The sequence below is a fragment of the Acidovorax sp. Root217 genome, assembly GCF_001428645.1.
Classification (GTDB): Bacteria; Pseudomonadota; Gammaproteobacteria; order Burkholderiales; family Burkholderiaceae_C; genus Acidovorax.
The window spans coordinates 167,138-188,819 of sequence record NZ_LMIH01000023.1; the positions used below are offsets into that span (position 1 = coordinate 167,138).

Here is a 21,682-nt window from a genome sequence, read left to right on the forward strand (position 1 = left end):
GAACGCGGCGGTGGAAGCCGCCCGGGCGGGCGAACAGGGCCGGGGCTTTGCCGTGGTGGCCAGCGAAGTGCGCAGCCTGGCCGGGCGCAGTGCCGAAGCGGCCAAGGAAATCAAGAGCCTGATCACCGCCAGCGTCGAGCGCGTGGAGCAAGGCACGCAACTGGTGGACAAGGCCGGCACCACCATGACCGAGGTGGTCGCCTCCATCCGTCGCGTCACGGACATCATGGGTGAGATCAGTGCTGCCAGCAGCGAGCAGGCTGCAGGCGTCGCGCAGGTGGGAGAAGCGGTCACGCAAATGGACCAGGCCACCCAGCAGAACGCAGCGCTGGTGGAAGAAATGGCGGCAGCAGCCAGCAGCCTGAACGGCCAGGCGGGCGAGCTGGTCAACGCAGTGGCGGTGTTCAAGCTCGATGCCAGCGCCCGCAGCGCGCCGGCCCCAGCGCCCCGCCCGGCCACCGCCGCGCCGCGCCCCACCACGTTACAGCGCAAGGCGCTGCCCAAGGGCAATGGCGGCTTCACGCAGGCCAAGGCCAAACCACTGACGGGCCCGGCATCGTTGCGGACCAGCCCCGCCCTGGCCACCGGCAAGCCCGCGCAAGGCAACAACGATGAATGGGAAAACTTCTGACCAGTTGCCGCCTGCTGTCCGTCGCGCCCCAATTTCGGCAGTAGCCGCAGCAGGGGCTGCGCGGCCCAGATAGCAAGCCCTGGTCATTTGACTTTTGCCCGGCTCCACACCGAGCGATTCGCCTGACCAATCCATCTCCCGAGAGCTTCTCCATGAACTCCACATCCATCTCCGCCTCAGATTTCCTGCTGGCGGACCAGGGCCCGCGCACGCAGGCTCTGTACGCCGCCATCAACCGCGTGCAGGCGGTGATCGAGTTTTCGCTCGATGGCCGGGTCCTGCACGCCAATGACAATTTTCTGCAGACCTTTGGCTACTCGCTTCAGGAAGTGCAGGGGCAGCACCACCGCATGTTCTGCGCGCCGGAGTTTGCCAAGTCCCGCGAGTACGCCCTCTTCTGGGACCGACTGGGAAGGGGCGATTTCGATGCGGGGGAATACAGGCGCATGGACAAGCAGGGTAAAGAGATCTGGATACAGGCGTCCTACAACCCGGTACTGAACGCCGACGGGCGGCCTGAAAGCGTGGTCAAGTTCGCCACAGACATCACGGCCGAAAAGCTGCGCAGCAGCGAATTCGAAGGAAAGCTCGATGCCCTGTCGCGCTCACAGGCGGTCATCGAGTTCGATATGCAGGGCAACGTCATCGACGCCAACCCCAACTTCCTGCGCGCCCTGGGCTATACGCTGCCAGAAATCAAGGGCCAACACCACAGCATGTTCTGCACGCCCGAGCTGGTGAAGTCTGCCGAGTACCGCAACTTCTGGGCCGATCTGTCGCTGGGCCAGTTCCAGAGCGGACGCTACATGCGTATGGGCAAGCATGGGGCAGAGGTCTGGATCCAGGCCACCTACAACGCCATCCTGGATGCTGATGGCAATCCCTACAAGGTCGTCAAGTTCGCGATTGACGTGACCGAACAGGTCCACAGGGAACAAACCATCCGCGAAAAAGTCCCCGAGATATCTGCGGTACTGGAACAACTGTCGGACTCTACCGATGGCATCACCAGCAGCTCACAGCAGTCGCTTGCGCTGGCTCTCTCGGCCCAGGAGGAGGCATCCGGCGGCACGGCGTTGCTGGAGCGCTCACGCGAAGCGACGCGGCAGATACAGAATGCGTCGCGCAGCGTCAACGACATTGTGGACACCATCCGCGACATTGCCAGCCAGACCAACCTGCTGGCTTTCAATGCCGCCATCGAAGCCGCCCGTGCCGCCGAGCACGGCCTGGGCTTTTCGGTCGTGGCCGACGAGGTTCGCAAGCTGGCAGAGAAATCCTCCGCCGCGACCAAAGGCATCAGCCAGTTGATGACCGAGACCCTGCTGCGCATCGAAGAGGGCAGCCGGCTCTCGGAGCAGGTCGAGGACGTGTTTTCGCGCATCACGCGCGCGGTGGGCAACTCCTGCTCCGCCATGACGGATATCCACAAGGCATCGGCGCAGCAGGCCCATGCGACGCACAGCGCTGCGCGCCTGCTGTCCGAGTTGCATGGCTCGGCGAACGGAGGCTGAAGCAGTGTCGACTTCGTCCTCTCTCCCTCCACCCAGGGCCAACCGGTATGCCATGGTTCGCACGGCAGGCATCACCCTGGCCGTACCGGTCAACGAAGTGGGCCAGGCATTGCCGCTCAACGGCCCGGCCGCCCATCTGCCGCGCAGCGAACGTGTGCTGGTAGGCGTATTCCAGCACCGGGGACAGGTGGTACCCATCGTGGACCTGACCTGTTGGGGCAGCCTGCTGCAGGCGGATAGCCCCCCCGCCCATGCGCAGGTCATGATCCTGCAAAAATCAGGGCGCATGACCGGCATAGCCATCGAACGCACGGTGGGCATCGTGCTGGTCGAGCCTGGCGCCGTGCACCAGATACACCATGACAGCGCTGCGCACGAGCTGTTCCACAGTGTCCTTCACGTCAAGGGGTTCGAGCACCCGGTTCCCCTGCTGGACACAGAGCATCTTCTGCAGCAAACCCAGGTCTGGGTGCAGGAACAGCCGGCCATGCGCCAGGCGCTGGGCGCGTCTTCCGCATCCGACGACCGGCCCGCCCAGCAAGGCAGCATCGACGACGCACGCCCTGCCCACACGGAGACCCACGTCGTGGTCGGGCTGGGAGGGTTGCGCTTTGCGGTGCCAGTGCTGTCGGTGGGCACCTTGATGCCGACCCCGCCCCTGCAAAAGCTGCCGAGCCTGGTCAAGGGCTTGCAAGGCGTGTTCGCCTGGGGCCAGCGCAAGGTACCAGTGGTTGGGCTCCACCAGGAACTGGGGCTGGAAAGCCCCTCTTCCGACACCCCGCTGCCACCGTGGCTGCTGGTGGTCCGCACGCCAAGCGAAGCCTTGGGGATACTGGTCGACGAGTTCGTGGCGGTGCAGCGGTTTGAGTCAGACCGGCTTCAGCCGGCGGTCACCCCGCTGGGCTCCAGCGTGGTCTCAGACCCCGGCGACCCCGCCGGGCGCCCCATACAGCTGCTGTCGGTCACTGCACTGTTCAGCGCCTTGCCCATGGGCGCCATCGGTTCCGAAGACATGCAAACGCTCGGCCGAGCAGGCTCCAGCCTGGGCAAGGGTCTCGGTGGCCGGTCTGGAGATGAGGCCAATGTCTCACCAGAAGCACACCTGGTCTTTCAGGCAGGTCGTACCATGGCAACCCCTCTGAAGGGCATACAGGAGATCGTGAAGGCAGAAGCAGACGAGGATGGGGCCACACTGCCCTTGGCAACCCACTACCAATGGCGGGGGACACTGGTGCCGCTGCTGGACCTGCGCCTTGCCACAGAAGGGGTGCATTGCATCACCGGGCCGGAACGACGCCTGCTCATCGTGAAAGAAGCGAACCGGCTGACCGCGCTGGTGGTGGAGGCTGTCATCGATCTGGTACCCGCGTTTGTGGGCACCATTGTCTCGCTGCAACTGAACAAGGGCCGCCGCCTCAACGTGCTCACGACCGAAGTGGCCGGCAAACAAGGCAGCTATGAAATCGTGGACATTGGGCGCCAGGCCCAGGCATTCCAGGACCATGGCCTGAATGCACAGAATTCGATGCCCTCCCGTCCAGGCAGCGGCTCCGGCGCCACCTCCGCCACGACGTCTTCCAGCCAAGGGCAAGCCCTGCCTGGCTGAATCTGGCGTTCTTCCATCTTGAAATCTTGATCGCTGCCGAAGCGCAGCCAGAACGGGAAATTCTTCATGCTCAAGCGCATCAGCATTCAGCACCTTACCTTGGGCATGTATGTGCACGATTTCTGCGGATCGTGGATGGACCACCCGTTCTGGCGGGCCAAGTTCGTCTTGAAGGAGCCCAAGGACCTGGCGCGCATCAAGGCCGCCTCCATCGAAGAGGTCTGGATCGACACCTCCAAGGGCCTGGACGTGGCGGCCGGTGTGCGCTCCGTCTCGCGCGAGGAGGCGGATTTTCAGGTGGAGACCGATTTCGGCATGCTCGACACCATGCCGCCCCTGGTGGTGGATCCGCCTCCCCCGCCCTCGCCGCCGCCCCGCCGTGCGCGGGGACGGGCTGCCGCCAGCATGCACAGCGAGTTGCAGGCAGCGGCATCCATCTGTGTGGAGTCAAAACAGGCGGTAGTCTCGATGTTCAAAGAGGCACGCATGGGCAAGGCGGTGAATTCCGAGAATGCGCGCAGCCTGGTGGAAGAGATCTCCGACTCCGTCACGCGCAACCCGAGCGCGCTGATCAGCCTGGCCCGCCTGAAGACGGCAGACGACTACACCTACATGCATTCGGTGGCCGTGTGTGCGCTGATGGTGGCTCTTGCCAAGCAGATCAACCTCAATGAAGAGCACACCCGCAGCGCCGGCATGGCGGGGCTGCTGCATGACCTGGGCAAGGCGGCCATTCCGCTGGCGGTGCTCAACAAGCCAGGCAAGCTCACGGATGAGGAGTTCACCGTCATCCAGAGCCACCCGGTGCAGGGCTACCTGATGCTCAAGGAGGGCGGCAGCGTGGAAGACTCGGTGCTCGATGCCTGCCGCCACCACCACGAGAAGATGGATGGCTCGGGCTACCCCGACAAGCTCAAGGGTGAAGAAATCAGCCTGATCGCGCGCATGACGGCCATCTGCGATGTGTACGACGCCATCACCTCCGACCGCCCTTACAAGCGCGGCTGGGACCCGGCGGAGTCGCTGCGCCGCATGGCCGAGTGGACCAAGGGGCATTTTGACCCGCGCCTCTTCCAGGCCTTCGTCAAAAGCATCGGCATCTACCCCGTGGGTTCGCTGGTGCGGCTGACCTCCGGGCGCATCGGCGTGGTGACCGAGCAGGGCCAGAAGTCCCTGACCTCGCCCAAGGTGAAGGTGTTCTTCTCGACCAAATCGGACATGCGCATTCCACCCGTAAGCATCGATCTGGCCGAGCCAGGGTGTACCGAGAAGATCGTGGCGCGCGAAGACCCGGACCAATGGAATTTTCCGGACCTCAACGAACTGTGGTCGGGCCTGCCTTCAGCTTCTCGCTGAAAGCAGGAGGGGAGCCCCGCGCGACACATCAAACCACACATTTAGGCGGACCTCACCACGGCTCCTTCTCAGGCATCCTGAAGCAGATGATCCAGGACCGTCTCCATGTCCGACCAGGAATGCCCTTGCAACAGATCGCCAGTGGCTGCGCTGCTCGCGGAGTTCGGCTCTGCCTTGAACAAGGCCATCTTCGCCCGGGGCGCGGAGCGGCGGGCATGGTGCTGCAGCACCCCGAGCATGTCACCTGCGAGCCCCATGTCCACCACCATCAGATCGACGGGCTCGCTCAAGAGCACCAGCACCGCATCCGTCACGCTGGGTACGTCGGTGATGACGCAGCCGGGATCGCGCACCCGGCAAACCGCCTGAACCGCCTGCCTGTGCCAGCGGGTCGGCAGCATGGTCAGAACCCTGCACGGTGCAGCGTTCTGCCGGACGGCGTTCAGCCTGTCTGGCACATGCCACTCCTCAAGGGCCCAGGGCCCCTCGGTGCTCCCTGCGGGCTCAGGAAGGCGGCGCCAGAGGTATCGGCTGCGGCTCGCATGTCTTGGAAAAGCCCTTCGGAAAATGGGACCGTGGCAACGTCGCCATTGCAACGTGCAGGGGGTGATTGTGGTTGGCAGTCTCCTTGGGCACCTTGATCCATGTCAACCTGCTCCGATTCCACAGGCACCGATTCGAAAAGCGCTGCCCAGGGCAGACGGCCGGCGAGCACCCCCTGCATGGCGCTGGTGTCCAGCGGGCGCGCCAACAGAAAGCCCTGCCCCTCGTCGCAGCCCATGGATTGGAGCAACTTCAGTTGGGCCTCGGTTTCGATGCCTTCGGCGATGCAGCGCAGGTTCAGCCGGTGCGCCATGTCCACGATGAGGCGCACGATCTCGCAGGCGCTGGCGTCATCCCCCATGGCGGAGACAAACTGCCGGTCAATTTTCAGGTACTGCACCGGAAAGCGGCGCAGGTAGGCCAAGGAGGAATAGCCCGTGCCGAAGTCGTCGATGCTCAGTGCAACCCCCAGGTTGCGAAAGGACTTCAGAGACAACATCACGGCATCGATATCGCCAAACAGCAGCGACTCGGTCAATTCGATTTCGAGCAGTCGGGCAGGAATGCCGTGGCGGTCCAGCGCGAGCGCAACGTGCTGCACATAGTTTTGGCGTTGGAACTGCAGCGCAGAGAAATTGACCGCCACCACGGGCGCTGCCAACCCCATCGTCTGCCAGGCCGCGATTTGCGCCAGCGCCTGCTCCATCACGCTGTCGCCAATCAATCCGATCAGGCCACGGCGCTCCGCCAGTGGAATGAACTCAGCAGGGGAGATACTGCTGCCATCGGGCAGCACCCAGCGGGCCAATGCCTCGACTCCCGACAATTGCCCGGAAGCCAGATTCACCTTGGGTTGATAGGCTACGGTGATCTGCTCCAGGCGCACCGCATCGCGCAGCGCGAGCGCCATGCGGCGCTGTCCATCCTGAGCCTCATAGCATTGCAACATGGGCAACCCCGGCACGGCTTCCTGGCGGGCCGCCGACGCATGGAGCAGTGCTTCGGCAGCGCTTGCACACCCCTGCGCCAACGATGACAAGCCCACACTGACCGAGATCTGGATGTGCTTTCCCTCGCCGAGGTCAAAGGGCAATGCCGTCTTCGCATACAGGCGCGAGGCGAACGACTGAACTGCATCACCGCCCTCCGCATGGGGGTCTGCCAGCGCGATGGCGAACTCATCGGGCCCTACGCGAGCGACCACCGCAGGCCGGCCATCGGCGGCCGCGACCTCCGTGCAGCGCAGCGCCATCTGGCGCAGCACGGCGTCGCCCGACACCAGCCCGTGCAGTTCATTGAGTTCCGTGAAGCCATCGATGTCCAGCGCGAGCACATGCACCAGGGGGGACTTCTCGCTCAGGAGATCGGCGGCCTCGGTGAACGCCTTGCGGCTGAGCAAGCCGGTGGTTGCATCCGTGGCGGCATCGCGCCTCGCACGTCCGCTGCCCAGCTGTTGCGAGGCTTGCTCGGCATAGGTGCCCAGATGGTATGCGGCCACGCCATCCGATCCACGCAGGGTGACGATGGTCAGGTACTCCTGCGACAGCTGGCCGTCTTTGCGGCGGTTCCAGATTTCTCCTTGCCAGCGCCCCTGGCTGCCCAGCGACGCCCACATGGTGCTGTAGAAACTGCGCCCTTGCAGCCCCGAACGCAGCATGCCAGGGCTGCGCCCGACCAATTCGTCCATGGCGTAGCCGGTCGCGCATTCAAACGCCTCGTTCACCTTGAGGATGCATCCGTCCGGTTCGGTAAGCACCATCGGTGCAGGTGATTCCCGCATGGCCTGCAGCAGCATGCCGACCACCTCACTGCCAAATGCGGGGTGGGCGCTGTGTGCGTCGATGGAGATTGTGGATTGATCGGCCATATGTTTCCTTGAAGAGGAACCGGGAGCGGGCGTGTCGCGCTCCTGATGGCCCAGTGTAGGAACTGCCGGCAGCCGGGTCTGTGGGGAAGTCTCGATGGCCTGGGTGGGGGGGAACTCGACAGGAACCGGGTCGACACAGGCGCAAGAGCCCGCCGCGGGCCTCCCCTGCCCTCGGCATCGTGTCGCCACCGCAGCACTGCGCCGGCCCCCCGGGTGCAGGCTATTGAGGGTCCGCCCCCAGCAATTGGTGGCGCATTGCCAGACGAACCAGTGCGGTCACATTGGGCGTACCCAGCTTGCTCATGAGACGGCTGCGGTAGGTGTCCACGGTCTTGGGCGACAGGTGCAGCTCGCGGCCGATGGCGGCACTGGACAGGCCTGTGACCACCATGACGACAATCTGCCGCTCGCGCGGTGACAGCGCCCCGAAGGGGTCGACGTCTGCATCCGCCGTGAGGGCCTGCACCGCCAGGTCCGCCACCTCCTGGCCAAGGTAGCGGCGGCCCTGCAACACCACCTCGATCGCGCGCAGCACCTCGCTCGATGGCGCACCCTTCAGGACATAGCCCACTGCGCCCATGCGCAACGATTCGGCCACATGCTGGGGTTGTGCCGACATGGTGAGCATGACGGTGCGCACGCTCAGCGAGCGGCGCTGCAAGTCGGCGAGGACTTCGAACCCGGACCTTCCGCCCAGGCTCAGGTCCAGGAGCAGTACGTCCGGCATCAGCCGCAGAATGTCTGCTACGGCCACCGTGGGGTCGGCGGTCTCGCCCACGACCTCATGGCCGGCGATCTGCAGCACCGCCCGCAGCCCCTCGCGGACCATCAGGTGGTCGTCCACCAGGTAGAGCCTGCTCATCGACGCACACCCCAGTCCAGCCGCACGATGGTGCCCCCGCCAGGGTTCGGCGCAATGCTGAAGCGGGCACCCGTGGCAAGGGCCCGTTCGCGCATGCCCACCACGCCCAGGTGCCCGGGGCGAGCGATCTGCGTATCCAGGGGCCAGCCCTGCCCATCGTCAATCACCTCGATCCGAAACTGGCTTTCATCGCCTGCCAGTACAACCCTCACAAGGGTGGCTTTCGCGTGCTGTACTGCGTTGGAGGTGGCCTCTCGCGCAACCATGAAGGCTGCGTACTCTGCATCGGCTGGCCAGCGTGTGCGCGCGACCTCGGGCTCGACTTCAAGCAACAGGTCAATGCCCGGAAGGGTGAGGTCGCGCGACCTCAATTCGTTGTCCAGGGCTGCTGCAAGCCCGTCATCGTCCAGCAATGGAGGGCGCAGATCCACCAGGACCTGGCGCACCTGCTTGATTGCCTGGTCAATCAGGCCGCCCAGTTGCTGTCTGGCCTTCCCGCTGGCCTGCACATCCTGAGCGTTCGCCGGGCTTGCGTCGAAGGTGAGCCGGATCGCGGTGAGCGTCTGGCCGAGCTGGTCGTGCAGTGCCTGGGCCAGGCGTTGCGTCGTCTCTTTTTCCTGGTGCATGAGCTGCTGCGCCAGATCCGACAGCTCGCTCTGGTAGCGCAGCAGTGCTTCTTCTGCCCGCGCCCTTTGTGTGACATCGCGCAGGATCGCCGTCAGGGTGAGCTTGCCGTTGACCACCGCACGCGAGATGGAGGCTTCCAGCTCCAGAACCTCTCCGTCGGCGCGCACGCCTTTGACGCGGCCTGCGCCCATGGCGCGCCGCGTGACCTTGGATTCCACAAACCCATGCAGGTCAGCGCCATGCCCGCTGCGATAGCGCTCGGGCATCAGGGAGTCCAGCGGTTGATTGAGCATGCTGGCGGCTGAGCGCCCAAAAATGCGTTCGGCCGCCGGGTTGAACAGCACGATGCACCCCTCCTCGTCACAGCTGATCACCGCGTCGCTGGCCGCATCGATCACCGCGGCCAGGGTCTCCTGCTGCTCGCGCAGACGCAGCTCATTCTGGACGCGCTCGGTGACGTCGCGCAGGATGACGGTAAAGAGCTTCTGCCCGGCAATCTCCACCTGCGAGATGGATGCCTCGATGGGGAACTCCTCCCCGTCTGCCCTGAGGCCGCTGATGGCCCCGATGGAGCCCATGCGGCGGGTGGTGATGCCTGTGGTGCCGAAAGCTTCGACGTGGGCCGCATGCTGCCCACGAAATCGCTGGGGCATGAAGCGGGTGATCGGGTGGCCCAGCGCTTGCGCAGCCTCGCAGCGGAACATGCGCTCCGCCGCCTTGTTGAAGAGCACGATGCGCTGCGTTGCATCGATCGTGACGATGCCGTCCATGGCCGATTCGAACAACGCCCGCAGCCGGGCTTCGCTGTCGGAAAGCCCGGTCTGTGCCTCGGTCGGCAGTGGCGGCATGTCAGTCAAATGGAGGTACGCATCTTGTTGGAACCGGGCGGCAGGCAACGCATGCACCGATGCACCACCCATGCCGCTCCACCCTCTTTCGGTCATTGTAGGTTCGCTTTGTCAGGGCGGCCAAGGAAACATGACCGGAGCTCCCGTCAGGCGCAGTGGAGAACTCCCCACAGCCAGATCCCGACCGGCTGCCTACAGTCGTGACACCAACCGGGGACCTTCACCATGACCAACGCTTCCACCACCGCCACCTGCTCCCAGTGCACACAACGCGATGTGTGCTTTCCCGTGGACCTGGAGCCATCGCAACGGGTGCGTCTGGACCAGTTGTCGATTCGGCGCATCCGGATCAAGCGGGGCGAGCACCTGTTTCGCGACGGCGATGCATTCAAGGCGCTCTTTACCGTGCGCAGCGGCTTTTTCAAGACAGGCCTGGCCACCGAGACGGGGCACGAGCAGGTGACCGGATTCCAGATGGCCGGCGAAATGCTCGGCCTGGACGGAATCGTCACGGAGCGCCACATGGGCAGCGCGGTGGCCCTCGAGGATTCGGAGGTATGCGCCATTCCCTACACCCGGCTGGCCGAGCTTTCGCGTGAATTGCCCGCCATGCAGCAGCACCTGCACAAGGCGATGAGCCGGGAGATCGTTCGCGAGCACCAGATGATGCTGCTGCTGGGCAGCATGCGGGCGCAGGAGCGGCTCGCGACATTCCTGCTGAACCTGGTCAAGCGCCTTCATGCACGCGGGTTTTCGGAATCGGAGCTGGTGCTGCGCATGACGCGTGCAGAAATCGGCTCCTACCTCGGGATGAAGCTCGAAACCGTCAGCCGGCTGTTCTCCAGGCTGACCCAGGAAGGAATCCTGACGGTACACCAGCGGCACGTTTGCATCGCCGACGCAGGCAGGTTGCTGGGCAACGAGTCGCAAGCAGCCATTCACTAGCAGGCTTGACGCCACTGTCACTCAGCCATTCCTACGAAGGATTCCCCATGCAGATCAACCATCCCGTCACCCACCGCGAGCACGACTATCCCGATACCGATTCACTGGTATCGATGACCGATCGGCAGGGGGTCATCACGCACTGCAACCACGCCTTCGTCGACGTGTCCGGTTATGCGTACGAAGAACTCATTGGCCAGCCGCACCACATGATCCGGCACCCCGACATGCCCGCGCAAGCCTTCAAGGACATGTGGCGGACCATAGGCGGTGGCGAGCCCTGGACCGGCCTGGTCATGAACCGCCGCAAAGACGGCGACCACTACTGGGTGGTGGCGAACGTCACGCCCATCATGGAAGGGGGCAAGCCCAGCGGCTACATGTCCGTTCGCACCAAGCCGACACGGGAGCAGATCGACGCAGCACAGTCGCTGTACCTGCGGCTGGCACAGCAGGAGAAGAACGGCAAGGAGGACTTTTATATTGCAGCCGGCCAGGTTCGCAGACGGGGTGTGCGAGGCCTGGCTGCCTCGGCGATCCAGTCATCGCTGACATCGCGCATGGGCTTCGCACTGGCACTGGTGGCCACCCTGTCGATGCTTCCCGACGCCATGGACTGGCAAGGCGCATTGGCGACCATCGCGCGAACCGGCATCCTCGCTACCGGCCTGGGCATCGTATTTGCCTGGTTCACCTGGCGCCTGAATGCGGCGCTGCACGAAGCCTTGCGATTTGCGGGCGAACTGTCGGCATGCAATCTGACGGGCGTCCCACGCCTTGACTTTCCCGAGCCCATGGGTGCCTTGATGCGCCGGCTCAACCAGGTCCAGATCAACCTTCGTGCGGTGGTCGGCGATGTTCGCAAGGAGATCACCGGATTCAACGCCTCCGCCAGGGAGATCGCGCAGGGCAGTTTCGACCTGGCGGGCCGCACCGAAACGCAGGCCGCCAGCCTGGAGGAAACCGCAGCAGCCATGGAGGAACTGGCAAGCACAGTGCGCCAGACCGCAGAAACAGCCTCAGTGATGGCGACACGCAGCGATGACAGCGGCCTCATTGCAGGCCGCGGAGAACAGGCGGTGCAGGATGCCCGTGTGGCGATGGACGCCATAGAGCAAACCTCCCGCAAGATCGGCAGCATCACGGCGGTCATCGAAGGCATCGCATTCCAGACCAACCTGCTCGCACTCAATGCAGCGGTGGAGGCTGCTCGCGCCGGGGAGAGCGGGCGCGGGTTTGCCGTGGTCGCCACGGAAGTGCGTGCGCTGGCCCAACGCAGCGCCACTGCCGCCAAGGAAATTCAGCAGCTGACCGCAGAAGCCGCCCAGCGCATCGCTGAAGGGTCTGAACGCATCCACGGCGCAGGCAAGACGCTGGTGGAGGTCACCACCTCCGTGAGCGAGGTGGGTGCCATGGTGAGACAGATCACCGGCGCCACCAGGGAGCAGTCACAGGGCATCTCCCAGGTCAACGAGGCGGTGCTGCAGCTGGACACCGTCACCCAGCAAAACGCGGCCCTGGTGGAAGAGTCGGCCGCATCAGCGGGCACCCTCAGCCAAAGCGCCGAGACAGTGCAGCGCGCCATCTCGGTGTTTCAGATCCACATCCATGGCAGTGCCAGTCGCCCTGGCCCACTTCAACAGAGGGCGCCAGCGCTGCAAAGAGCCACAGGGAGGGTGATGGCGCATGCAGGAAAAAAGCCCCAAGTGGCAAATAGAGGCCCAGGGGTGACCGCGTTGGGCCGCACCCTCCAACTGCCTTAGGGCTGGGCCGCTTTGAATTAAAAAAGCATAAAAGCAACACAATTGCCATATATGATTTAAATGATAGAATCACTCAAAGTCAAACACCGTCATCACCATCTGGATGGGCCTTTCGGCCCGTCGCCCTGATTGGAGTGCGTTCCAGGGTAGGCCGGCGTTGATTTAGTTCCAAACCATCAACACATCCCAAGCTGATCCCTTCATGAACTTCCAACAAACCAAAATATCCACCCGCCTCTCCCTCCTCCTTGTAGCCCTGTGTGCTTTGATGGCTGTCATCGGCTCTGCGGGGCTGATGGGCATGCAACGTTCCAACGCAGGCCTGAACACCGTCTACCAGGACCGGGTGGTACCACTCAAGCAGATCAAGCTGGTATCCGACGCCTATGCGGTCAACATCGTTGATACGGCGCACAAGGTGCGCGACGGTGCGTTGACCGCCCAGCAAGGCCTGGACTCCATCAGCAAGGCCAAGAAGGAGATCGGCGACAACTGGAATGCCTACCTGGCCACCACTCTGGTGCCTGAAGAAACTCGCTTGGTGGAGCAGTTCAAAAAGCTGCTGCCCGCCGCCGACGGCTCCGTAAAAATCCTGGAGGGACACCTTCAGAAAGGCGACCTGGCCGCATTGACCCAATTTGCCGCCAAGGACATGTACCCTGCACTCGACCCCTTGCAGGACGTGCTGGGGGGCTTGGTGCAGGTGCAGCTGGATACCGCGCGCGCCGAATACGAACACGCAGTCGCGTCCTACCAGAACACGCAGCTCTTCGTCGCCCTGTCCATCGGCATGGGCCTTCTGTTTGCATTGGGTTTCGGCTACCTGGTGGCCCGCAGCATCATCCGCCAGCTGGGCACGGAGCCTGGCACTGCTGCCCATCTGGCAACGAGCGTGGCGCAGGGCGACCTCACGGTGGCCATCGCCCTCAAGGATGGAGACACCACCAGCCTGATGGCACAACTCAAGCGCATGCAGGACAGCCTGGTGGCCATGGTTTCCTCGGTGCATCAGAGCTCCGAAAACGTCGCCAGCGCCTCGGAGCAGATTGCCCAGGGAAACACCGACCTGTCCTCGCGCACCGAAGAACAGGCCAGCGCCCTGGAGGAAACCGCGGCCTCGATGGAACAGCTGAACTCTGCAGTGCGCCAGAACGCCGAAAGCGCCCGCAGGGCCAATGAACTGGCATTGAGCGCATCGACCGTAGCGCTGCAGGGCGGTGCCGTGGTGGCCGAAGTGGTGCACACCATGAAGAGTATCAACGAGAGTTCCGTGCAGATCGCGGACATCGTCGGCGTGATTGACTCCATTGCCTTCCAGACCAACATCCTTGCGTTGAACGCGGCTGTAGAGGCTGCCCGCGCAGGTGAACAGGGCCGGGGCTTTGCCGTCGTGGCCACCGAAGTGCGCAACCTTGCAGGCCGTGCCGCTTCGGCGGCCCGCGAAATCAAGGGACTGATCGGTGCCAGCGTGGAACGCGTGGAAGCCGGCACCGCCCTGGTGGACCGTGCAGGCCAGACCATGGGCGAGGTGGTCAACTCCATCCGGCGCGTTACCGACATCATGGGCGAAATCAGTGCCGCCAGCGGCGAGCAGAGCATGGGGGTGGACCAGATCAACGAGGCGGTGACGCAGATGGACCAGACCACCCAGCAAAACGCCGCCCTGGTCGAAGAGATGGCTGCTGCTGCATCGAGCCTGAGCCACCAGGCGCACGGACTTGTGGAAACCGTTGCCCAGTTCAAGTTGCCCAATGTCCGCGCATTGCCTCTGGCCAATGGCGTGCCTCGCCTGGCCCTCATTGGCCATACGCGAGCTTCTGGCGCTGCTTGAACCCGGCCGCACTGAAAGCGACAGCCCAAGCCTGCCCGGCCTGAAGCCAATTCAGTCCCTTGGCATACAGCGCCGCAAACCCTTCATCTGGGGAAGGCGAGCTTGTGCAACAAAAAATGAATCCACAATTCCGAGAACTATTCATACAACCATGGCTGTCGACTTGCGCCCCACAGTGGACCTGCGGACGCCCGCGCAGGGCCGTTTCAACCGCTGGCTCAAGATTGGCGTGGTGGCGCTATCGGCGCTGATCAGCACCCTGGCCGTCGTGTCACTGAAGTCCAGCCACGATGCCTTCGAGCAAAAGGCGCAGGTCGCAGCGGAAAACCTTGCGGCGACCCTGCAGCAAACCATCGACACCGAAGTTCTGAAGGTCGACACCGCGCTGCAGAACGTCATCGTTCAGGTTCGCCCCGCCCTCTCAGGCACCCGCCTCGCGGAGCGGTCTTTCGCCGAGTTCGTGTTGGCTGGGCAGGAGGCCCTCACCCCGGATCTGCACGGGCTTCGCATCACCGACGCGGATGGCATCGTTCGCGTTGGCACCGGGGTGGCGGCAGACGAGCACCTCGACCTGAGCGACCGGGAGTTTTTCCGCCTGGCGCGGGATGCGAAAGACGGTGGCCTGGTGATCTCCGGCCCCGTGCTCACGCGCACAGACAAGCGCTGGGTCATGGTCCTGGCCCGCCGTCTTGCCTCGTCTGAAGGGGCATTTTCCGGGGTCGTCTATGCCCATATGCCCATTGACCACTTCCAGCGAATCCTCGCTTCGGTCGACGTGGGACCGATGGGTGCCGTCACACTGCGAACCCATTCGATGCAGCTGGTGGGCAGGCATGTGCCAAGCCAAACGGCAAGCCTCCCGGTCGGGACCACCAATGTCTCGGAGGTACTGGTTCAGGCGATGCAAAGGGATCCCCGGCGTGGATCCTTCGTCGCCACAACAGCCCTGGACGGGGTCGAAAGAATCACAGCCTATCGGCAGGTGGGCAATCACCCCCTGCTCGTCCTCGTCGGCTTCGACCGAGCGACCTATTTCGGGCTCTGGCGCCAGCAGGCCCTGCTGGTCGGCGGGCTGACGGCGGTGGTGCTGATCGTGCTCTTCGGGGCTTCGACGCTGGTGCTGCGGGCCTGGCAACTGGAAAGCGTACAGCGCAGCGCACTGCTGCGCGAAGGGCGCCGCAACCATGGGCTATTGCTCACAGCCAGCGATGGCCTGCACGTGCTCACGCGCGACGGCATGGTCGTTGAATTGAGCGATCTCTTTGCGTCCATGCTGGGTTACGAACGCAATGCACTGATTGGCAGGCATGTCTCCACCTGGGACGCCAGCATTGACCAGGGGGTCATCCAACAATGGCTCCAATCCTTTGAACTGGGCGAACGCCGCAAGTTCGCCACCCGGCACAGGCGCTCCGACGGAAGCCTGATCGACGTGGAAATCCACAGCGCGGGGGTTCGCATCGAAGACCAGGAACTGGTCTTCTGCTCAGCCCGGGACATCACGGCCCGCAAGCAAATGGAGCGCCAACTCGCGGCCTCGGCACAGGAAATCCACGACCTTTATGACAACGCACCCTGTGGATACCACTCGCTCGATGCGAATGGAATCTTTGTGCATATCAATGCCACCCAGCTGTCCTGGCTGGGCTACACGCGCAGCGAAGTCGTTGGAAAAAAGCATGCCTTCGAATTCCTGACCGAGCAGGGCCGGGCCACGTTCGAGCGAAATTTTCCACAGATCAAGGCCAATGGCAGCCTGGATGGCGTGGAAATCGATCTTGTCTGCCGCGACGGAAGCCGGCGTCGCGTGAGCATCAACTCCAGCGCCGTGCTCGACGGGCAGGGAAATTTCCTGCGAAGCCGCACAGCGGTTTTTGACATGACCGAACTGCACCGCACCAAAGAGCAACTGAGCAAGCTCTCTCGCGAACAGGAAGCGATGCTCGACAACGACATGATCGGCATCGCAAGAATCAGAAACCGCGAAATCGTCTGGAAGAACCCCGCGATGGACCGGATCTTCGGATACGCGCCTGGCGAAATGATCGGCCTTCCAACCCGTCGGCTGCATGTGGATGAAGAGACGTTTGCCGCTGAAGGTGCCGCAGCCTACCCCCTGCTTCTGCAGGGAGGCCACTATCGCCGGCAACTCGAAATGAGCCGGCGCGATGGCCAGCGTATCTGGATCGACTCCAACGGTGTGATCATTTCGGGCGACACAGGCGAGTCACTCTGGATGTTCACCGACATCACGCCCATCAAACAGGCGCAGGCGCATGTCGAGCACATCGCATTCCATGACGGACTGACCGGTCTTCCGAACAGGCTCCTCCTCGCGGATCGCTTGCAGCAAGGCATGGCGCACGCGGCAAGAAATAACCGCCTGCTGGCTGCTTGCTATCTGGACCTGGATGGATTCAAGAAAGTCAATGATGAGCTCGGCCACGCGGCGGGAGATCTGCTGCTGCAGGAGATCGCCCGGCGGCTGCAGGCCAGCATACGCGCCAACGACACGGTGAGCCGGCTGGGCGGCGACGAATTCGTCCTGCTCATGACAGAACTCGAGAGCCGCGGCGAATGCCTGGCTGCGCTGGCCAGGATCCAGGCGGAGGTGGGCAAAAGTGTCCAGCTTCGCGATGGGCAGGAAGCCCTTGTATCTGCCAGCATGGGAGTCGCCTTCTATCCAGGCAACGGCAGTGATCCAGACACCTTGCTGCGCAATGCCGACGCCGCGATGTACAAGGCCAAGAGGGCAGGACGAAACCAGTTCCAGCTGTACGACTGAACCGGAAGCGGGCGACGCCCACGGCCCGCATGACAGAGTGGGCGAGCGTGCCTACTTCGGCTGCTTGCGGCGGCGTACCTCAGGCTTCTGCCCGCCGCGCGAGCTGTCCGGCCATAGGAGCCTGTCGGACTTGGAAATCGTCGGCTGCAAATCGGCCACAGCGGTCCATTTTTCACCGTCTTTTTGCCCCATAGCCTGGCTATGGGGCTGCAAATGCGGCAAAAACTGTCCTCGCTGAGGCCGATTTTCGCTTTCGACGCTCCAAGTCCGACAGACTCCTAGTGAAACCGGTGGTGGTCCAGCCGCCAGCGCCCCAGCACCCGGTAGGGGCCGCCCGAGCCCAGCCGGTTGTACAGCAGCTGGAACTCGCGCACCGTCCAGCACAGCGGCTGCACGGGGTGCTCTGCCACGTCGCGGGGGCTGTAGTACAAGGTCATGTGGGGGGTGATGACCGGCGCGGCACGCACGGGGTGCGGGCCCGGCCAGGATGCTTGCAGCGCATCGTGCAGTGCCTGGTACAGCGCCAGAAAGCCGGCCACCCCTTCGCCGTCGCCGCACAGCACCTGCGGGCGATTGCCCCGGCGCCGGTGAAAGCTGAGAAAGCGGTCGAGCCGGATGTTGAAGGCCGGCATGTCCACCCCGCTTGCTGCACGCGCCGCCCACAGGGCCATGGCTTCAGAAAACTCTGCATGCCAATCCAGCGAGACCAGGGTCAGGTGCAGGCGCTCGGTGCGCACCTCGCTGCCGGCCAGTTGGTGGCGTGCGATCAGGTCGCGGCGCAGGCGGTCTGCACACCACGCGGCCGCAGGTTCGGCCAGCACCGCAAAGAAGAGGTGGTGGGGCCGCGCGCGCTGCTCTGGCGCGCGCCTGGAGGGCGGCCGGGAGGGACGTGGCTCGGCGGGTTCCACCCCTGGCAAGGACAGCTGGTGTGGCATGGCGTGGCTCCATGGACTGGTCACCACACTAGCGCTCGCGGGCCCGCTTGTCCAGTGCGGTGCAGGAACAGATGCAACCGTGCCATGGTCCCTCAGTCCATGCCGGCCTTTCCCGGCGCCCAGTACGCCTTGGACACGATGCGCGAGCCCGGCACGCCGCGCGCCTTGAGTGCCTGGCGGGCCTGCTGGATCGACTGCGCCCGGCCGGTGAGCACGAACAGCGTGCCGTCGCCGCTGCACTGCGACCAGAGTTCGCTGGCCGCCTGCATGCGCAGCGCCTCGTCGCTTCGCGTCACCAGCACTGCGGTCCCCACGCCCAGCGCCTGCAGCGCCAGCGCGGATTCGGCACGGGACTCCACCTCGAACACGCAGCGCGGCACGGAACGGCCGGCCATGGCCGCCACCACCGCAGCGGCCAGGCCGAAGGATGTCTCGTCGCCATGCAGCACCACAGGCCCCGCAAGATCACCCAGCGCCAGCGAGCGGTGCGGCCCGAAGACCTGGCAGGCATCGCCCACCTGCACGCGCCGCAGCCAGTCGCTGCCGGGCCCGGCTCCATGCGCATAGCCGAGCAGGCGCGTGTGCCCTCGCACCGCATCGAACACGATGGGGGTGAAAGTGCGCGCCGTGAACGGCCCGGCCACCTTGACCTGCAGCTTGTGCCCAGGCGCCCAGGCCGCGCCCTGCAGGGCATCGCCTTCCAGGTCTATCAGTCGAAAGCGCTCCGACACCCTCTGCACCGCCGCCACCCGCGTGTTGCGCAGCAGCAGCCGGTCGAAGGTGCGCTCCAGCAGGCCCGGCCTGCGCTCTTCCTCAGTAAAGGGCATGCCGCACCTCGTGGTCGTAGTGCGCGTTGATCTGCCCCACCTGCTCCTCGCCGATCTGCGTGGTGGCACCACCCAGCCGCGTCAGCTCCGCCAGCATCTGCCCTACCGTGGGCACGCTGGCGCGGTCCACCTGCGACGCCGGGGCCCACAGCTTGGCGCGGTTCACCGCCTTGCCGCAGTGCATGAGCACTTCGGTGATGGCCACCACGGTGGCGGTCTTGGGCGTGCGCCCCTGTTCCGCCAGCTCGGCCAGCAGCTCGGGGGCGGTGGACACCCTGCCGTGGCCGTTGATGCGCAGGAACACCTCCAGCCCCGGAAAGATGAAGAGCATGCCCACGCGGTCATCGCGCTCCAGGTTGCGCAGGGACTCGATGCGGTTGTTGCCGGGCCAGTCGGCAAAGGCCACCGTGTGTTCGTCGAGCACGTGCACGAAGCCCGGCGGCCCGCCGCGCGGCGAGGCATCGAGCCCCTGGGCGCTGCCCGTGGCCAGGCAGAAGAAGGTCGCGGCCTTGAGGTAGCTTTCGTGCGAACCGATGAGGCGGTCGAGCACCGCCTTCTGGATCATCTCGGACGGCGGCGAATACAGCGCATCGAGATCGGGGGCATCTGCCGCCACCGGCTCTGGCACAGGCGGCTCGACCAGGGCGCGCAACTGCGGGTCCCGCACCTCCAGTACGTCGAACAGCCCCAGCGCGCGCAGCGCCGGCGCCAATGCCTTGATGTCGCCTGCGGCGGCGGCCCGGGCCTCGGCGGATGCGCCGGGGTGCTGCAGCACCCGTGCATTGGCGAGGAAGGCCCCCACCGATCCCTTGCGGACGGTGACGCCGCCCACCTCCACTTCGTTGACATGGTCCGGAAGAACATCCTGTGCGCGCATGGCCTGACTCCTGTTGATGCGATGCAAACAAGAATAAGATGCATTTACCTGGCGGCTGTAGACTGCATGCGCCATTTGATTGCTCGATGCCGCCATTCACTCCGCCACCACCGTCCCCATGTCCGACCTGAAGCTCGACCTCGCCACCATCGACGCGCCCGACGGCCCGCTGGTCATCGCCCTCGCCGGCACGCAGGACGGCGAGCGCATGACCGAGCCGCACCAGCACGCGCGCGGCCAGCTCTTCGGCTCGCTGCGCGGGCTGATCTCGGTGAGGGTGCAGGACGCGGTATGGGTCGTGCCCGCCATCCATGCCGTGTGGCTGCCGCCGCACCACCTGCACGCGGCACAATCGCATGGCCCCTTCCATGGCTGGAGCGTGTATGTCGAGCCTGCCGCCTGCCAGGGCCTGCCCGCCAGGCCCTGCACGCTGCGCACCTCGGGCCTGCTGCGCGAGGCGGTGCTGCGCGCGGCCGAGTGGCCGCTGGGCCCGCTGGACGCAGGCCAGTCGCGCGTGGCCGGGGTGATCCTGGACGAGATCCGCAGCCTGCCGGTCGAGCCCCTGGGCCTGCCCCTGCCCAAGGACGTGCGCCTGCAGCGCATTGCGCGTGCGCTCATCGCCGACCCGGCCGACGGGCGCGACCTGGAGGCCTGGGCCCGGTGGGCGGCCCTGAGCTCGCGCACGCTGAGCCGGCGCTTCGTGGAGGAAACGGGCTTCAACTTCACCGCCTGGCGGCAGCGCGCGCGCCTCATGCGCTCGCTGGAGATGCTGGCCGCCAATGTGCCGGTGAACAGCATCGCGCTGGACCTGGGCTACGCCACGGCCAGCGCCTTCATCACCCTGTTCAAGCGCAGCTTCGGGGAGACCCCTGCGGCCTACCGCCTGCGGCTGTGAACAGGCGATCTACACCTGCACCGTGAGGTATACCCCCTCGCGCCCCACCACCGGGTCGCGCGTGGGCATGAAGATGGTGCAGTCGTCGCAGGGCGAGCGGATCTCCTTGTCGGCGTCCACCGCGATCAGCTCGCCCTTGGCAAAGGTCTCGAAGCCGATGACCGGCCGCGTGAAGGCGAACTGCTGCGTCTGCACCAGGTGCACCTCCAGCAGCCGAAAGCGCCGCGCGGGCGCGCTGTCGGCGGGTGCAGGCATGGCGTCGATGAGCCCATGGTGCGCCAGAAAGCGCAGCGTGACGTCGGTGGCCAGGTCGGCAGATGACTGGCTGAAATGCTGCCCGCACTCCACCACCACCGCGCCCAGGCTGTCGCTGGCCGGGTCGCCATGGCGGGCATAGGACATCACCCCCGTGCCCGGTGCCGAGCCCGGGGGCATCACCAGGTGCACCAGCGGGTTGCCCACGGCCAGAGTCAATGCAGCATTGCGCGCGAACTCCGGGTAGACCCAAAAGGGCTGCACCGGCGCACGGGTGGAGTGGATGTCGAGAATGCTGTCGGCCGCAGCCAGCACCGGGCGCAGCTCGCGCGCGCGGCGCAGCTCGGGGCTTTGCTCGCTGCCGTCCAGCATCTCGGGCGACCAGATGCGGTTGAGGTTGTGCACCAGTTGGCGGTTCTCGTAGGGCCGGTCGATGTCGAAGGCCTCGTAAGCCTCCACATTCGCAAAGCTCACCGTGAGCGTGCCGACCTTGGGGCGCACACCGGTGTCGAGCAGGTGCGTGGCGGCCACCATGCCGCAGATCTCATTGCCATGCGTGAGCGCATTGATCAGCACGTGCGGGCCGGGCCGGCCCGATTCGAAGCGGTGCACATAGGCGATGCCGGTGTTGCTCTGGCGGTAAGCCGACAGGTCGCGCGGCAGCACCTCCAGCGGCGAATTGTCGGGGGCGAAGGCGGCTTGCGTCGACATCGGC

General features: G+C 64.8%; 17 protein-coding genes. 9 read left to right on the forward strand and 8 right to left on the reverse strand.

Going from position 1 to position 21,682, the window contains the following annotated elements:
• The 4 genes from ASE31_RS32745 to ASE31_RS20690 form a co-directional block, all read left to right on the forward strand.
• Nucleotides 1-631, forward strand: a 631-nt coding sequence (locus tag ASE31_RS32745) for a methyl-accepting chemotaxis protein (protein WP_235514708.1), incomplete at its 5' end; no start/stop codon positions are given.
• A gap of 152 nt (nt 632-783) precedes the next feature.
• Nucleotides 784-2,145: a PAS domain-containing methyl-accepting chemotaxis protein gene (locus ASE31_RS20680; RefSeq protein WP_057203676.1), complete on the forward strand. Its 1,362-nt coding sequence runs from the start codon at nt 784-786 to the stop codon at nt 2,143-2,145.
• Between the two features lie 52 nt (nt 2,146-2,197).
• Entirely contained in the window at nt 2,198-3,751 is a 1,554-nt protein-coding gene (locus tag ASE31_RS20685) for a chemotaxis protein CheW (RefSeq protein ID WP_057203677.1), read from the forward strand.
• Between the two features lie 66 nt (nt 3,752-3,817).
• Nucleotides 3,818-5,107 (forward strand): HD-GYP domain-containing protein, encoded by a 1,290-nt coding sequence (locus ASE31_RS20690; protein WP_057203678.1) that lies wholly within the window; start codon nt 3,818-3,820, stop codon nt 5,105-5,107.
• A gap of 68 nt (nt 5,108-5,175) precedes the next feature.
• Here the strand turns inward: ASE31_RS20690 and ASE31_RS20695 are convergent, their stop codons facing one another.
• From ASE31_RS20695 to ASE31_RS20710, 4 genes are all read right to left on the reverse strand, one after another.
• On the reverse strand, nt 5,176-5,508 hold the full coding sequence (locus ASE31_RS20695; protein WP_157412598.1) for a hypothetical protein: 333 nt from the start codon (nt 5,506-5,508) through the stop codon (nt 5,176-5,178).
• A 41-nt stretch (nt 5,509-5,549) separates the two neighbouring features.
• The gene (locus ASE31_RS20700; protein WP_057203680.1) at nt 5,550-7,517 is read right to left on the reverse strand and encodes a bifunctional diguanylate cyclase/phosphodiesterase; all 1,968 of its coding nucleotides are present in this window, start codon (nt 7,515-7,517) and stop codon (nt 5,550-5,552) included.
• Nucleotides 7,518-7,737: 220 nt separating this feature from the next.
• Nucleotides 7,738-8,379 (reverse strand): response regulator transcription factor, encoded by a 642-nt coding sequence (locus ASE31_RS20705; RefSeq protein ID WP_057203681.1) that lies wholly within the window; start codon nt 8,377-8,379, stop codon nt 7,738-7,740.
• A complete protein-coding gene (locus tag ASE31_RS20710) occupies nt 8,376-9,926 on the reverse strand; it encodes a PAS domain-containing sensor histidine kinase (RefSeq protein WP_162261426.1) in 1,551 nt (516 codons plus the stop codon). The genes ASE31_RS20705 and ASE31_RS20710 overlap by 4 nt, the downstream gene beginning before the upstream one ends.
• A gap of 153 nt (nt 9,927-10,079) precedes the next feature.
• Here ASE31_RS20710 and ASE31_RS20715 point away from each other — a divergent pair, with 153 nt between their 5' ends.
• The 4 genes from ASE31_RS20715 (at nt 10,080) to ASE31_RS20730 (ending at nt 17,178) form a co-directional block, all read left to right on the forward strand.
• A complete protein-coding gene (locus ASE31_RS20715; RefSeq protein ID WP_057203683.1) occupies nt 10,080-10,799 on the forward strand; it encodes a helix-turn-helix domain-containing protein in 720 nt (239 codons plus the stop codon).
• A gap of 47 nt (nt 10,800-10,846) precedes the next feature.
• Nucleotides 10,847-12,562 (forward strand): PAS domain-containing methyl-accepting chemotaxis protein, encoded by a 1,716-nt coding sequence (locus ASE31_RS20720; protein WP_082604284.1) that lies wholly within the window; start codon nt 10,847-10,849, stop codon nt 12,560-12,562.
• Between the two features lie 202 nt (nt 12,563-12,764).
• Complete coding sequence (locus tag ASE31_RS20725; RefSeq protein WP_057203684.1) at nt 12,765-14,393, forward strand: methyl-accepting chemotaxis protein; 1,629 nt, start codon at nt 12,765-12,767, stop codon at nt 14,391-14,393.
• Nucleotides 14,394-14,544: 151 nt separating this feature from the next.
• Nucleotides 14,545-17,178 (forward strand): diguanylate cyclase domain-containing protein, encoded by a 2,634-nt coding sequence (locus ASE31_RS20730; RefSeq protein WP_057203685.1) that lies wholly within the window; start codon nt 14,545-14,547, stop codon nt 17,176-17,178.
• Nucleotides 17,179-17,456: 278 nt separating this feature from the next.
• On the opposite strand, the gene ASE31_RS20735 is transcribed toward ASE31_RS20730, so the two are convergent.
• From ASE31_RS20735 to ASE31_RS20745, 3 genes are all read right to left on the reverse strand, one after another.
• Nucleotides 17,457-18,113 (reverse strand): 2'-5' RNA ligase family protein, encoded by a 657-nt coding sequence (locus ASE31_RS20735; protein ID WP_057203686.1) that lies wholly within the window; start codon nt 18,111-18,113, stop codon nt 17,457-17,459.
• Between the two features lie 92 nt (nt 18,114-18,205).
• Entirely contained in the window at nt 18,206-18,940 is a 735-nt protein-coding gene (locus tag ASE31_RS20740; protein WP_057203687.1) for a siderophore-interacting protein, read from the reverse strand.
• Nucleotides 18,927-19,583, reverse strand: a complete 657-nt coding sequence (locus ASE31_RS20745; RefSeq protein ID WP_235514716.1) for an MSMEG_1061 family FMN-dependent PPOX-type flavoprotein — start codon at nt 19,581-19,583, stop codon at nt 18,927-18,929. Before ASE31_RS20745 ends, ASE31_RS20740 begins: the two co-directional genes overlap by 14 nt.
• A gap of 352 nt (nt 19,584-19,935) precedes the next feature.
• Between ASE31_RS20745 and ASE31_RS20750 the strand changes: the two genes are divergently transcribed.
• The gene (locus ASE31_RS20750) at nt 19,936-20,712 is read left to right on the forward strand and encodes a helix-turn-helix domain-containing protein (protein ID WP_057203852.1); all 777 of its coding nucleotides are present in this window, start codon (nt 19,936-19,938) and stop codon (nt 20,710-20,712) included.
• A gap of 9 nt (nt 20,713-20,721) precedes the next feature.
• On the opposite strand, the gene ASE31_RS20755 is transcribed toward ASE31_RS20750, so the two are convergent.
• Nucleotides 20,722-21,678 carry a succinylglutamate desuccinylase/aspartoacylase family protein gene (locus ASE31_RS20755; RefSeq protein ID WP_057203688.1) on the reverse strand — a complete coding sequence of 319 codons (957 nt, stop codon included), beginning with the start codon at nt 21,676-21,678 and terminating at the stop codon, nt 20,722-20,724.
• Nucleotides 21,679-21,682 lie beyond the last annotated feature (4 nt).

What these genes read in the sequence shown, in the direction of transcription:
- ASE31_RS20680 (WP_057203676.1), top strand. Translation starts at nt 784, where the DNA reads ATGAACTCCACATCCATCTCCGCCTCAGATTTCCTGCTGGCGGACCAG.
- ASE31_RS20685 (WP_057203677.1), top strand. Translation starts at nt 2,198, where the DNA reads ATGGTTCGCACGGCAGGCATCACCCTGGCCGTACCGGTCAACGAAGTG.
- ASE31_RS20690 (WP_057203678.1), top strand. Translation starts at nt 3,818, where the DNA reads ATGCTCAAGCGCATCAGCATTCAGCACCTTACCTTGGGCATGTATGTG.
- ASE31_RS20695 (WP_157412598.1), bottom strand. Translation starts at nt 5,508, where the DNA reads ATGCTGCCGACCCGCTGGCACAGGCAGGCGGTTCAGGCGGTTTGCCGG.
- ASE31_RS20700 (WP_057203680.1), bottom strand. Translation starts at nt 7,517, where the DNA reads ATGGCCGATCAATCCACAATCTCCATCGACGCACACAGCGCCCACCCC.
- ASE31_RS20705 (WP_057203681.1), bottom strand. Translation starts at nt 8,379, where the DNA reads ATGAGCAGGCTCTACCTGGTGGACGACCACCTGATGGTCCGCGAGGGG.
- ASE31_RS20710 (WP_162261426.1), bottom strand. Translation starts at nt 9,926, where the DNA reads ATGGGTGGTGCATCGGTGCATGCGTTGCCTGCCGCCCGGTTCCAACAA.
- ASE31_RS20715 (WP_057203683.1), top strand. Translation starts at nt 10,080, where the DNA reads ATGACCAACGCTTCCACCACCGCCACCTGCTCCCAGTGCACACAACGC.
- ASE31_RS20720 (WP_082604284.1), top strand. Translation starts at nt 10,847, where the DNA reads ATGCAGATCAACCATCCCGTCACCCACCGCGAGCACGACTATCCCGAT.
- ASE31_RS20725 (WP_057203684.1), top strand. Translation starts at nt 12,765, where the DNA reads ATGAACTTCCAACAAACCAAAATATCCACCCGCCTCTCCCTCCTCCTT.
- ASE31_RS20730 (WP_057203685.1), top strand. Translation starts at nt 14,545, where the DNA reads ATGGCTGTCGACTTGCGCCCCACAGTGGACCTGCGGACGCCCGCGCAG.
- ASE31_RS20735 (WP_057203686.1), bottom strand. Translation starts at nt 18,113, where the DNA reads ATGCCACACCAGCTGTCCTTGCCAGGGGTGGAACCCGCCGAGCCACGT.
- ASE31_RS20740 (WP_057203687.1), bottom strand. Translation starts at nt 18,940, where the DNA reads ATGCCCTTTACTGAGGAAGAGCGCAGGCCGGGCCTGCTGGAGCGCACC.
- ASE31_RS20750 (WP_057203852.1), top strand. Translation starts at nt 19,936, where the DNA reads ATGTCCGACCTGAAGCTCGACCTCGCCACCATCGACGCGCCCGACGGC.
- ASE31_RS20755 (WP_057203688.1), bottom strand. Translation starts at nt 21,678, where the DNA reads ATGTCGACGCAAGCCGCCTTCGCCCCCGACAATTCGCCGCTGGAGGTG.